Source organism: Streptomyces sp. NPDC001068 (genome assembly GCF_042897315.1).
Classification (GTDB): Bacteria; Actinomycetota; Actinomycetes; order Streptomycetales; family Streptomycetaceae; genus Streptomyces.
This window is the reverse complement of record NZ_JBIAYD010000012.1, coordinates 255,464-267,980: the sequence shown is the minus strand read 5'-3', so window position 1 is coordinate 267,980 and position 12,517 is coordinate 255,464. Positions and strand designations below refer to the sequence as shown.

The following is a 12,517-nucleotide window of genomic DNA, read 5'->3' as shown; positions in this document are numbered from 1 at the left end:
GCCCTATGAGCACGCGTGCAGTCCTGGAGGTGATCGCCCTCGACGCCGAGGACGCGGTCGCCGCCCAGGCCGGAGGCGCGGACCGCCTCGAACTGGTCACCGACATGGCGGCCGACGGGCTTACCCCGCCGTCCCGGACCTTCACCGCCGTCCGGGCCGCCGTCGACATCGACCTGCGCGTGATGCTGAGGCTGACGGACGGGTTCGCGGCGGGGGACGTCGACCGCCTGGTCGGCGTGGCCGGTGACATGCGGGCGGCGGGCGCCGACCAGTTCGTGCTCGGGTTCCTCGGCGCGGACGGGGACGTGGACCTGGCGGCCGTCGAACGCGTGGTGGCGGAGCTGCCCGGCTGCCGCTGGACCTTCCACCGGGCCATCGACCGCGCCGCCGACCGCGACGCGCTGCGCAAACAGCTCGCCGACCTGCCGGGCCTGGACACGTACCTCACCGCGGGCGCGGCGACGGGCGTGGACGAGGGTCTGCCCACCCTGCTGGCCGAGGCCCGGCGCCGCGGCGAGCCGGGGTACGGGCAGACGCTCCTGGTCGGGGGCGGACTGCGCCTCGACCACGTGCCGGGGCTGCGCGCGGCGGGGATCGACGCCTTCCACATCGGCGGCGCGGCCCGGCCGGGCGGCTGGAACCGCCCGGTCTCGACACCGTCCGTCAGGGAGTGGCGACGGGTGCTGGACGAGGACTGAGGGGACGCCCGGCCGGGGCGGGCGTCAGGTCAGCTGGGCCGGGAGCGCGGCCGTGTGTGTCACGATCAGGCCGGAGACGGCCCGGGTGAGGGCGACGTAGAGGCGGCGCAGGCCCGTGCGTTCGTCGGGTTCGCCGTCGACCACCGCCCGCGGCTCGTCCAGGACCACGTAGTCGTACTCCAGGCCCTTCGCCAGGGACGCCGGGACCAGCGTGAGACGGGTCTCGGCCGTCGTCTCCTCACCGGGCGCGAGATACCCGACGCCCGCCGCCGCCAGGGCTTCCGCCAGCGCTGCGACCCGCGCGTCCGCCACGATCAGACCCGTCGACCCCTCGTTGCGCAGCAACTCCTCGCACGCCGCCACGGTTTCGGCGGTGCCGGAGACCGTGCGCACCGCGAAGAAGCCGGGATTCTCACGGACCGACGCCACCGGGGTGAGGCCGGGCGCGATGTGCGGCAGCAGCCGGGAGGCGTAGGCGATGACGTCCGTCGGCACGCGGAAACCCGCCGTCAGCTCCTCGATCACCCCGTCCGACTTGCCGAGGTGGGACAGGGCCTCGTCCCAGCTCCGGGTCGCCCAGGGCGTGGTGCCCTGCGCCAGGTCGCCCAGGACGGTCGCCGATCCCGTGGTGCAGCGGCGGCCGACCGCGCGGTACTGCATGGGGGACAGGTCCTGCGCCTCGTCCAGCACCACATGGCCGAGGGAGTGCGTCCGCTGGACCAGGTCCGTCGTCTCGTCGATCAGCACGGCGTCCGCGGCCGACCACCTGGCCGCCTTGACGCTGCGCACCGGCTTCGCCCAGACGATCGTCTTCTGCTCGTCCTCGGTGAGGATCCCCCGCGCGTGCACGGCGAGGAAGTCCGCGTCCGTGAGCAGGCGCAGCACGAGCTTCGCCGGGTCGACCGGCGGCCAGACCTGCTTGACGGCCGCCTTCACCGCCGCGTTGCGTGCCACCGCGTCCTGCACGCGGTCGTCGGGTGCCTCGCCCGAGCGTTCCATCTGGACCAGCACGGCGTGCGCGATGCGCTGCGGCAGGGCCTCGCGCGCGGCGCCGTACCGGATGCCGCGGTCCAGCAGCTCCTTGACGATCTCCTCCAGCTCGTACGCCGGAACGCGCCAGCGCCGGGAGCCGCGGACCACCACGACCGGCTCGCCGGGCATCGTGACGTGCGCGTACACCGCCCGGCGCAGCACCTCCGCCATCCGGGCGTCGCCCTTGACGACCGCGGCGGGCGCGGGGTCGGTGCCGCGCACCTCGACGCCGTTCGCCACCAGGTCGTCCACCGTGGCCTGCCGCACCGTCAGCTCGCCGAGGGCCGGGAGCACCTGCTCGATGTAGTGGAGGAAGGAGCGGTTCGGGCCGATGACCAGGGTGCCGGTACGGGCCAGGCGCTCCCGGTGGGCGTAGAGCAGATAGGCGACCCGGTGCAGACCCACGGCGGTCTTGCCGGTCCCGGGCCCGCCCTGCACGCACACGGTGCCGCCGAGCCCGCTGCGCACGATCTCGTCCTGCTCGGGCTGGATGGTCGCGACGATGTCCCGCATCGGGCCGACGCGCGGGCGCTCGATCTCCCGCTGGAGCAGCTTGCTGGTCCGGGCCGCCTCGGCCGGGTCGGACAGGTGCTCGTCCTCGTACGCCGTGATGTCGCCGCGGGTGTACCCGAAGCGGCGGCGCAGCGCCACGTCCATCGGGTCCTTCTTCGAGGCGCGGTAGAACGGCTGCGAGACCGGCGCCCGCCAGTCGATGACCATCGGGTCGCCGTCGTGGTCGTGCACGTGCCGGCGCCCGATGTAGAAGCGCTCACCGTCCGCGCCCTCCGCCCGGTCGGCGCCGGGGGCGTGCAGGTAGTCGAGGCGGCCGAAGAAGAGAGGCGTGTCACTGAGGTCCGCCAGCGCCTTGATGCGTTCGTCGATCTGGCGGGCGAGCACCTCGGCGTTGACCCAGTTCGCGGTGACGTCGCTGATGTCCAGCGACTCGACGTCCTCCCGCATGGCCCGCAGCGCGGACCGCGAGCCGGCCAGATGGGACCGCTCACGGGAGAGGGGGTCGGCGGCGGGTTGCGCGGGCGGGCCCGTGAGGGGGTCGTGGGCGGGCGTGGACAAGGGGGTGCCTCCGGAAGCCTGCGGGTGGGTGGCGCCCAGGTGTGAGTGGCGCACAGGTGGCGGTCAGCCGACCGGTTTCCGTCCGGGCGGCGGCACTCCGGGGAGGGAGGCGGGCAAGAGCGGAGATTCTAGTGAGGTGGAGGCCGCGGAGGCCAATGGATTTTCCTCCGGCGCGCCGACCCGCCCGGGCGGCCGGGCCGGGCGCCGGGGAGGGGGGTGTCCCCTAGGGGAAGGGTCCCTCGTGGGGTGGGGTCGGGGTGCGGGGCGGGGTCCATCGGCGGGTGGACCGGCGGCGGCCGGAAATTGGACCCGTGGACCGATGCCGTCTTCGGGTCCGAAGTTCCACCATGGAGACATGAGCGCAGCAACCATCCACCCAGCCCCCAGCCGTCCGCCGGGCGCCACCGCCCTGGACGGCGTCCCGCACTCCCAGCACCGTCTGGGCGACGCCCTGCGCGCCGTCAAGGTCTTCGTCGGCGCGGCGTTCAGCGTCGTCGTACTCGGCGAATACGGCGAGGAAGCGGGCATACACCGCAGGTGACGGCATAGTGTCACCTCCGTGCCGAACCGGACGGTGACGCCGTCTCCCCTGCCCACCCGCACCCGCGTCCATCCCTTCGCCCTCCCCCTGGCCCTCTCGCTTCTGACGGTCTCCCTCTCCTGCCTCGTCGCCCTGTGCGTCCTGCTGCACGCCCCGATGGCCGACCTGCTGGTCTACCGGGCCGAGGGCGAGGCCGTGGTCCACGGCGGCGACCTGTACGGCTTCACGGTCACCGAGTGGCGGCTGCCCGCGACCTACCCGCCCTTCGCGGCGGCCCTGTTCGTGCCGACCACCTGGCTCACCGTCCCGGTCCTGAAGGCGGCCTTCCTCGCCGGCAACGCGCTCCTGCTCGCCTGCCTCGTCACCCGCTCCGCCCGCCTCGCCGGGCGCACGGCACCCCTCCCCGTGCTGTGCGCGGCCACCGCCGCCGCCCTCTGGCTGGAGCCCGTCTTCCAGACCCTGCTCTTCGGCCAGGTCAACCTGGCGATCGCCTGTCTGGTCCTCTGGGACCTCACCCGCCCGCCCGGCGCCCGCGCCAAGGGGCTGGCCCTGGGTGTCGCGGCGGGCGTCAAACTCACCCCGGCGATCTTCATCGCCTACCTGTTCCTCACCGCACGCAGAAAGGAGGCGGGCGTCGCGACGGCGTCCTTCGCGGCCACGGCCCTGCTCGGCGCGCTGGTCCTGCCCACGGCGACCGTGGACTTCTGGACGCGGCGCCTGTTCGAGACCGACAGGGTCGGCAAGGCGTGGATCGTCGACAACCAGTCGCTCCAGGGCCTGCTCGCCAGGGTGACGGGCTCGGAGGCACCGGGCCCGGCCTGGGCTCTCCCGGCGGCCCTGCTCGCGGCGGCGGGCCTGTGGCTGGCGGCCCGCGTCCACCGCGCACACGGCGGTCACCGCGCACACGGCGGTCACCGTGCCGAGCGCGACCACGCGGACCGGGGCGACCGCTGGGGCATTCTCCTCACCGCGTTCACGGCACTGCTGGTCAGCCCGATCAGCTGGTCCCACCACTGGGTGTGGTGCGTCCCGCTGCTGGCGGTGCTCCAGGCGGAGGGCCGCACGCTCGTCGCGGCCGGCACGGCCCTCGTCTTCACCGCCCGCACGATGTGGCTGCTGCCGCACCAGGGCGACCGGGACCTGCATCTCCCGTGGTGGCAGCAGCCGTTCGCGGCGCCCTACCCGCTCCTGGGGCTGGCGCTGCTGGCGGGCGCGGCCGTGACCCTGCGACGGCACGGCCGGACCCGGCCGGACACTCAGCCCTCGGTGCCCGCGGCGCCCTCCGCCCCTTCCGCGCCCCCGGCGAGCATCTCGTCCGCGTCCACGATGCGGTAGGCGTAGCCCTGCTCCGCCAGGAACCGCTGCCGGTGGGCGGCGAAGTCCTGGTCGATCGTGTCGCGGGCGACGACGGAGTAGAAGTGGGCCTTGTGGCCGTCGGCCTTGGGGCGCAGCACCCGGCCGAGGCGCTGGGCCTCCTCCTGGCGGGAGCCGAAGGTGCCCGACACCTGGATGGCGACCGTCGCCTCCGGCAGGTCGATGGAGAAGTTGGCGACCTTGGACACCACCAGCACGCTGATCTCGCCCTCACGGAAGGCGTCGAAGAGCTTCTCGCGCTGGGCGTTGGAGGTCTCGCCCTTGATCACGGGGGCGTTCAGGTGCTCGCCCAACTCGTCCAGCTGGTCGATGTACTGCCCGATGACCAGGATCTGCTGGCCCGCGAAACGCTTCACGATCGCCTCGGTGACCTTCCGCTTGGTCGCGGTGGTCGCACAGAAGCGGTACTTCTCCTCGGCCTCGGCGGTGGCGTAGGCGAGCCGCTCGGAGTCCGTGAGGTTGACCCGCACCTCGACGCAGTCGGCGGGCGCGATGTAGCCCTGCGCCTCGATCTCCTTCCACGGGGCGTCGAAGCGCTTGGGCCCGATCAGGGAGAACACGTCCGACTCGCGGCCGTCCTCGCGCACGAGGGTGGCCGTCAGCCCCAGCCGCCGGCGCGCCTGCAGATCGGCGGTGAACTTGAAGACAGGAGCCGGCAGCAGGTGGACCTCGTCGTAGACGATCAGACCCCAGTCGCGGGAGTCGAAGAGTTCCAGGTGCGGGTAGACGCCCTTCCGCCTGGTGGTGAGCACCTGGTAGGTGGCGATCGTGACGGGCCGGATCTCCTTCCGCGTCCCGCTGTACTCCCCGATCTCGTCCTCGGTGAGGCTCGTCCGCTTCACCAGCTCGTGCTTCCACTGGCGCGCGGAGACGGTGTTGGTGACGAGGATCAGGGTCGTCGACTTGGCCTGGGCCATGGACCCGGCGCCGACCAGTGTCTTGCCCGCCCCGCAGGGCAGGACGACCACGCCGCTCCCGCCGTGCCAGAAGTTCTCCACGGCCTGCTTCTGGTAGGGCCGCAGCGCCCAGCCGTCCTCGGCGAGCTCGATCGGGTGGGCCTCGCCGTCCACGTAGCCGGCGAGGTCCTCCGCGGGCCAGCCGAGCTTCAGCAGCGTCTGCTTGATCTGCCCGCGCTCGGAGGGGTGCACGGCCACGGTGTCGGGGTCGATCCGGGCGCCGACCAGCGGGATGATCCGCTTGGAGCGCAGGATCTCCTCCAGGACCGGCCGGTCGGTGGTGGTGAGGACCAGCCCGTGCGCCGGGTGTTTGGAGAGCGTCAGCCGCCCGTAGCGGTCCATCGTCTCGGCGATGTCGACCAGCAGCGCGTGCGGCACCGGGTAGCGGCTGTACTCGACGAGCGCGTCCACGACCTGCTCGGCGTCGTGACCGGCCGCCCGCGCGTTCCACAGGCCCAGCGGGGTCACCCGGTAGGTGTGGATGTGCTCCGGGGCCCGCTCCAGCTCCGCGAAGGGAGCGATCGCCCGACGGCAGTCGTCGGCCCGCTCGTGGTCGACTTCCAGGAGCAGCGTCTTGTCGGACTGGACGATCAACGGACCATTCACGCGCGGCACCCTTTCCCTTTCGGCCCCTGTGGCCATCGCAGTGGCGGCCATCCTCACGGGCCAAAGTTCCAGTGTGCCTCATGGGCGGCCGATCACCGGAGCCGTCGGGCAGAACGTGTGCCCTCCCGAGGAGCGGGACCACCCGATGCGACCCGCGGCGCAACCTTGAGCCCGATTCGAGTGTCATGTCCGGGGGAGCCACAGTGCGTGCGGCTCCCGGAGGAGGGGTGGGGTGTGAAGTCCGTACGTATCTGGGGGCCCGGCGCGGGAGCCGTGGTGGTGCTGGTGGCGGCCGGTGCGTGGGCGCGCGGGTCGAGCGACGTGGACGCCGGCCTGTGGGCCGAGGTCCGCCCGGCGATAGAGGCCCGGCTCGTGGAACAGGCCGCCGGCACCGGGGCCGGAGAGAGCGAACCCGGCCTCCGCTCGACGTGGTTCTGCCGGGCGGACGCCCTGGACCTGGCGGAGACCGAGGGCCGGGTACGGGCCGGGGTCAACACCCTGTGCGTGGAGTACGGCGAGCGGGCCGGTGTCCTGGTGGAGTGCGGCGGCTCCCAGACACCGCAGGTCGTCCGGCTGGAGCGGGACCCGGCGCACGGCGGGTACCGCGTCGTCTCCGCGGAGGAGCCGCCCGACGACGACGCGGCCTGGACGGCCGACCACTTCAGCCGTCGCGCCGAGTCCCGCGTCGACGAGGAGATGGACTCCACCGGCCTGGAGGCCGTGGCCCGCACCCACTTCGTCCTGCCGGCGGACGCACCGGTCCACTACTGCTAGTGCCGTGCCGGACGTACCGCTAGTGCCGTGCCGGACGCCCCGAGCCGGTGAACCCTTCCGGTCGTGGCACCAGGCCGTGACACGCCCTACTCCTCCGCGAGTTCCGCCACCCCCGTCACCCGGTGCAGGGGATAGGTGCGTACCTCGTCGGCCGTGTGGTCGTAGGCCGTGACGAAGCCGCCCTCGACGCGGATCGGGGCGATGACGCGCTGGCTGGCGGTGCCCTCGGCGTTGACGTAGCCGATCCACAGGGTGCCGCCGGTGAGGACGGCGGCCTGCATGGTGGCGAGGGTCTCGGCGGCGGTGGTGCGCGGCAGTTCGCCGCCCTGGACGGCGGTGCCGCCGGTCGCCTTGCGCGGGGTGGTGGCGGCCAGGTCGCCGGCCCGGACCGCGCGGATCGCGGCGGTCAGGAGCGTGCCGTCCGGCGGGGGCGGGCCGTCCGGGACCGGCTCGGGGGCCGAGCGCGGCGGGGTGCGGTGGGCGTGCGCGCGGGTGATCAGGACGTCGCCCTCGGCGGACTCGGCGGCGGGCGCGTACCCCATCGCGCGCAGGCCCTCCAGGAGACCGGCCGGGTCGGCCTGCGTGGCCAGCACGGTCGGGGCCAGCCGGCGCAGGCGCAGGGCGGCGGCCCGCTTGTCGGCCATGATCTCGTTCAGGACGCTGTCGTCGTCGCAGCGGACGTACGCCGAGGCGGCCCCCACCCGCAGATGGCCGTGTCTGCGGGCCACGTCGTCGATCAGGTAGGCGAGCGGCTGGGGGACCGGTGTGCGGGAGTGGGTGGTGAGGAAGGCCTGCAGATCGGTGGCGGTGCGGCCGGCGTCCAGGGCGCGGCGGACCGAGGCGGGCGTGAAGCGGTAGACGGTGGCGCCGCCCTTGGACTCGACGTCGGCCAGGACGCCCAGCGCGTCGGCGAGCGGGCGTCGCAGCGGGCCGGGGGCGACCGCCGTCAGGTCCGCCTGGAGCAGGACGTGGTCGAGGGGCTCTGGCAGCAGCGGGGCGAGCAGGGCACCCGCGGACGCGGCGGCGACGGCCTGCTCGGGCGGGGAGAGGGGGTCGAGGAGGGTGGCGGCGGGACGATGGTGGTGCACGGGGAGCTTGTCGCCCGGCCCGGCGGACCGCGGCGGCTCCGGTTCCTGCTCGGCCGCGGCCGGCGGCGCGCCGAGGAGTGCCCTGCCGTGCGCCGACAGCGCCCCGCGTCCCGTCACGCCCAGCAGCTCCGCCTCGGACACGGTCCAGCGGGCCAGCCGGCCGCGCAGGTCCTCGCCCTGCTGCTGCGGGCCGCGCAGCGGGCGTTCCCAGCGCAGTCGGGCCAGGAGCGAGGCGGTGTCCGGGGCGGTGCCCTCCGGGAGCCCGGCCAGCAGGGTCAGCACCCGGTGCCGTACCTCGGGCGCGGCGGAGCGGTCCAGGCCCGGGCCGAGTGCCGACAGCGCGCGGTCCTTGGCGTCCCGGCCGCCGACCAGGCCGGAGGCGCGGGTCGCGGTGAGCCAGGCCTGGGCGAGCCGGGCCCAGCGTTCGGCCGGGGGGCGTTCCAGCCACTCGTCGTAGCCGGGGGTGGCCGCGTAGCGTTCGTCGGCCTCGCCGTCGGAGGCCAGCAGACCGGCCGCGTAGGCCAGTTCGACCCAGAAGGCGGCGACCGGCTCCGGCAGGTCCAGGGCGACGGCGGTGCGCTTGAGGTCCCGGACGCTCAGGCCGCCGGCCCGCAGCACCGCGGGCCCGCCCTCGTCCCAGTCCTTGAGCAGTTCCTCGACGGTGGCGAGCGCGGTGTAGGCCTGGCCGGCCGCGGTCGCGTCCACAACCTGTGGACGGTGCGTCGCCGCCGGCTCGACCGCGGGCGGCACCGGCTCCGGGTCACGGTGGGCGCGGCCGTCGCGCAGGTGCAGGGCGACCTCGCGGGGCAGGACGACCGTGCCCGGCGCGGTCGGCAGCAGCAGCCCGCGGTCCAGGAGCCAGCGCAGATGGGCCGCCGGTTCCGGGGTGACCTGGCCGTACGGCGGCCCCCAGACCAGCCGGGACAGGACGTCCAGGGACTCGGCGGGCGCGGCGGCCAGCAGCCTGGTCATCTTCCTGCGGTGGCCGAACAGCTTGCCGAGCGCGTCCGCCGCGGAGACCGGGTCGTGCGTCGAGGGGAGACCGGCGGTGCTGACGATCTCCTGGATCCGGCCCGGTGACATGCCCGAGGTGGCCTCCCGCACGGTGGGGCCGAGGCCGGTCGGCGAGGGGTACTGCGGAGAAGGGGCGAGCACCTCGCGCGCGGTCCGCACCAGTCGCAGCCGGTCCTCGTCGCCCCACACCAGCGCCTGGTCGCGCAGGGTACCGAGGGCGCGCGGCAGGGCGGCGGCGACCAGCGGGTCCCCGCCGTCGCCGGCCATGAGGCCCAGCAGTTCCGGATACGACGCCGGGTCACCGGCCACCGCCAGCGCCTCCGCGGTCTGCAGGGCGAAGCGGTCCAGGCGTTCCAGGGCCCGCAGCACCGAGGCGCGGGTGCCGGCCCGGGTGGCCAGCTGGGTGAGGTCCGTGGGGACGGGGGTGATGAGGTCGGGGCGGGCGCGCAGCAGTACGGCCAGGGAGGCGTCGTCCCTGGCGCGAAGCGCCTCCGCGAGGGAACGCGGCGGGGTGGCCGGGTTGCTCATCCGACCCACGGTAGCGGGTGCGGGGCGGGGACCGGGATCGCCCTGCGGTTCCGGCGGCCGCCGCCACGCGCTCCGCGCCCCGGGCCGTGGACGGCGGCCGCGGGCACCGGGCGGGGCAACCGTCCCCACCCGCGGACGCGTCACCCCCGATGCGCGGGCCGACGTGAGCCGTGACCTGCGCTACCGTCGTTCCGACGGGTCATCCAACGCAGCCGCCCCGGAGGGGACTTCGTGGGTATCGAGAGCGATCAGGTCGTCTACGAGTATCTGAGCCGGGTCGGGGACATCGCGCACCAGCGCCAGTTGTCGTCGGCCGACCGGATGCGGCTGGTCTCGGGGCTGCGCAACGAGATCGACCGGCACCGGGCCAAGGCGACCGTGGACAGTCCGGCCGCCGTGCGCCGCATCCTGGACCGGCTGGGCTCGCCCGACGAGGTCGTCGAGGCGGCGGGCGGGACGACGGGGACCGCGCCGTCCGCACCGCCTCCGCCGTCGGCCGGGGTTCCCGTCCAGCGGGAGGCCGGGCCGCCCGCCGAGGCCGAGGACCTGCGGCGCGTCGTACCCCGTCCGCGTTCCGCCGGGCCGGAGGGCGGGTCGGCGCCGCGTGACTGGTGGCGGGTGGACCGCAGCCCGTTCGGGGACGGCGACGGCGACGGCGTGCCCGGGTTCGTGGGAGGCGTGGAGATCCCGGAGCTGCTGCGGAAACCGCGGCCGCGCGAAGACGAGCCGGCGGTGGAGGCCGCCGGTCCGGACACCGCCGCGCCGGCCGCCGCCGGGGAGCGGGCGGCGGCCGAGGAGGTGGTGGCGCCCGCCCGTCGCCGGTTTCGGGGCGTCCCCCGGCCGGCGGTCGGCTGGAGCAACCCCCTGCTCCTGCTCGCCGCCGCCGCGCTGGTCGTGGGCGCGGTCCTCGGCAACTGGTTCGCGCTGATCCTCGGCTGGCTCATCGCCTACGGTTCCCGGCGGCTCACTCCGGCGGAGACCAAGCTGGCCGTGCTGTGGGTGCCGGGCCTGTCCGTCACGGCCGGGGTCGTCTGGCTGTGGGGCCGCACCGCGGGCCGCTGGGGCGACCCGATCGCCCAGGGACACATGAGCGACGCGGTGGGCGAGACGTGGCCGTGGGTGGTCCGGGCGGCGGCGGTGGCGTCGGCGCTGTACCTGGTGTGGCGGTCACAGCGAAAGCGGTGAGGGGGACGCCGGGTGCGGTTGTCGACACGGCTGCGGGCCGGTGGGGGCCGTTCGCGCAGTTCCCCGCGCCCCCACGAAGGTGGGTCCACCTGCCCGACCTGAAGGGGCGCGGGGAACTGCGCGACAAGCCCCCACGCACCCGCGGCCGGACGACGACCGCACCCGGAGTCTCGGCCCCCGGCGCCTTCGGCGCTTTCGGCGCCCCCGGCACAATGGTCCATATGACTTCTCGCGCCCTCACCGTCGGTTTCGATCTCGACATGACCCTCATCGACTCCCGCCCCGGGATCCACGCCTGCTACACGGCGCTGGCCGAGCGGACGGGGACCTACATCGACGCCGACCTGACCATCACCCGGCTGGGGCCGCCGCTCGCCGAGGAACTGGCCAACTGGTTCCCGGCCGAGCGGATCGCGGAGATGGTCGACCTGTACCGGTCGATGTACCCGGAGATAGCGATCGCCGCCACCCCCGCCATGCCCGGCGCCCGGGAGGCGATCGCGGCGGTGCGGGAGTCGGGGGGCAGGGCCGTCGTGGTCACCGCCAAGTACGAGCCCAGCGCGAAGCTGCATCTCAGCCATCTCGGCATGGTCCCCGACGCGGTGGTCGGCGACCTCTGGGCCGAGCAGAAGGCCGCCGCGCTGCGTGAGCACGGCGCGAGCGTGTACGTCGGCGACCACGTCGGCGACGTGCGCGGGGCACGTACCGCCGGAGCGCTCTCCGTCGCGGTGGCCACCGGGCCGTGCGACGCGGACGAACTGCTCGCGGCGGGCGCCGACGTGGTCCTCGGGGACCTCACCGAGCTCCCGGCCTGGCTGGCGGCCTACCGCGCGGCGGCCTCCCGGGCCTGACGGCGTCCCGCCGCGGCCGATCGGAGCACTCCGGCGCCCGCGACCAGGAAGCCGACGCCCATGAGCATGCTCAACAGGTACATGTAGGTCGGAAAAGGCTTCGCACCGAGGAACAGCGGTATCACGGTGACGAGAGTGGCCACCGCACCGATGAAGAAGAGCACGGCACCGGCGCGGATCAGTCGGTCACCGGGCCCGGTGGAATTCGCTTGGGTTTTGTCACGCACTCGACCAGGGTAGTTCCCTGCCCGAAGGAACAACCGGGCGACGTCTTGTCACGCGCCCGAAGACCATTAGCCTTGGTACCGGCGGGTCATGGTCGACCCGCCCGAGTGCTATCAAGGCCCGTTCCAGAGCTGTTGCATTCAGAAGTTTACCGAGCGGTTTCCGACGAGATACGAGGACGAGGACAGACGTGCCTACCGGCAAGGTCAAGTGGTTCAACAGCGAGAAGGGCTTCGGCTTTCTCTCCCGCGACGACGGCGGTGACGTCTTCGTCCATTCCTCGGTTCTCCCCGACGGGGTCGACGTACTCAAGCCCGGACAGCGCGTGGAGTTCGGCGTTGTCGCCGGTCAACGCGGTGACCAGGCACTGTCGGTGGTCCTGCTCGACCCCACCCCGTCGGTCGCCGCCGCCCAGCGCAAGAAGCCGGACGAACTGGCCTCGATCGTGCAGGACCTGACGACCCTGCTCGAAAACATCACGCCGATGCTGGAGCGCGGCCGTTACCCCGACAAGGCCGCCGGCGCGAAGATCGCCGGACTGCTTCGGGCGGTCGCGGACCAGCTCGACGTGTAA

General features: G+C 74.1%; 11 protein-coding genes. 7 read left to right on the top strand and 4 right to left on the bottom strand.

Annotated features, from left to right (window positions below):
• Window positions 1-5 precede the first annotated feature (5 nt).
• Complete coding sequence (locus ACFY3I_RS32180; RefSeq protein ID WP_390864585.1) at window positions 6-698, top strand: copper homeostasis protein CutC; 693 nt, start codon at window positions 6-8, stop codon at window positions 696-698.
• A 24-nt stretch (window positions 699-722) separates the two neighbouring features.
• On the opposite strand, the gene ACFY3I_RS32175 is transcribed toward ACFY3I_RS32180, so the two are convergent.
• Window positions 723-2,801 (bottom strand): HelD family protein, encoded by a 2,079-nt coding sequence (locus tag ACFY3I_RS32175; RefSeq protein ID WP_390864584.1) that lies wholly within the window; start codon window positions 2,799-2,801, stop codon window positions 723-725.
• 355 nt (window positions 2,802-3,156) lie between these two features.
• Between ACFY3I_RS32175 and ACFY3I_RS32170 the strand changes: the two genes are divergently transcribed.
• Together ACFY3I_RS32170 and ACFY3I_RS32165 are read left to right on the top strand one after the other, a co-directional pair.
• Complete coding sequence (locus ACFY3I_RS32170) at window positions 3,157-3,342, top strand: hypothetical protein (RefSeq protein ID WP_365289640.1); 186 nt, start codon at window positions 3,157-3,159, stop codon at window positions 3,340-3,342.
• Between the two features lie 18 nt (window positions 3,343-3,360).
• The gene (locus tag ACFY3I_RS32165; protein ID WP_390864583.1) at window positions 3,361-4,677 is read left to right on the top strand and encodes a glycosyltransferase 87 family protein; all 1,317 of its coding nucleotides are present in this window, start codon (window positions 3,361-3,363) and stop codon (window positions 4,675-4,677) included.
• On the opposite strand, the gene ACFY3I_RS32160 is transcribed toward ACFY3I_RS32165, so the two are convergent.
• Window positions 4,599-6,278 carry a DNA repair helicase XPB gene (locus ACFY3I_RS32160; protein ID WP_365289639.1) on the bottom strand — a complete coding sequence of 560 codons (1,680 nt, stop codon included), beginning with the start codon at window positions 6,276-6,278 and terminating at the stop codon, window positions 4,599-4,601. The genes ACFY3I_RS32165 and ACFY3I_RS32160 overlap by 79 nt on opposite strands.
• Before the next feature lie 234 nt (window positions 6,279-6,512).
• On the opposite strand from ACFY3I_RS32160, the gene ACFY3I_RS32155 reads away from it, so the two are divergent.
• Window positions 6,513-7,052, top strand: a complete 540-nt coding sequence (locus tag ACFY3I_RS32155) for a hypothetical protein (RefSeq protein WP_390864582.1) — start codon at window positions 6,513-6,515, stop codon at window positions 7,050-7,052.
• 86 nt (window positions 7,053-7,138) lie between these two features.
• Here ACFY3I_RS32155 and ACFY3I_RS32150 read toward each other — a convergent pair whose 3' ends face one another.
• Window positions 7,139-9,682: a helicase-associated domain-containing protein gene (locus ACFY3I_RS32150; RefSeq protein WP_390864581.1), complete on the bottom strand. Its 2,544-nt coding sequence runs from the start codon at window positions 9,680-9,682 to the stop codon at window positions 7,139-7,141.
• A 231-nt stretch (window positions 9,683-9,913) separates the two neighbouring features.
• Between ACFY3I_RS32150 and ACFY3I_RS32145 the strand changes: the two genes are divergently transcribed.
• Both ACFY3I_RS32145 and ACFY3I_RS32140 read left to right on the top strand, forming a co-directional pair.
• Entirely contained in the window at window positions 9,914-10,867 is a 954-nt protein-coding gene (locus ACFY3I_RS32145) for a hypothetical protein (RefSeq protein ID WP_390864580.1), read from the top strand.
• A 221-nt stretch (window positions 10,868-11,088) separates the two neighbouring features.
• On the top strand, window positions 11,089-11,718 hold the full coding sequence (locus tag ACFY3I_RS32140) for an HAD family hydrolase (protein WP_390864579.1): 630 nt from the start codon (window positions 11,089-11,091) through the stop codon (window positions 11,716-11,718).
• Here ACFY3I_RS32140 and ACFY3I_RS32135 read toward each other — a convergent pair.
• Window positions 11,691-11,945, bottom strand: coding sequence for a hypothetical protein (locus ACFY3I_RS32135; protein ID WP_390864578.1), 255 nt, complete (start codon window positions 11,943-11,945; stop codon window positions 11,691-11,693). The two genes, ACFY3I_RS32140 and ACFY3I_RS32135, sit on opposite strands and share 28 nt — an antisense overlap.
• A 188-nt stretch (window positions 11,946-12,133) precedes the next feature.
• On the opposite strand from ACFY3I_RS32135, the gene ACFY3I_RS32130 reads away from it, so the two are divergent.
• Entirely contained in the window at window positions 12,134-12,517 is a 384-nt protein-coding gene (locus ACFY3I_RS32130; RefSeq protein ID WP_351711400.1) for a cold-shock protein, read from the top strand.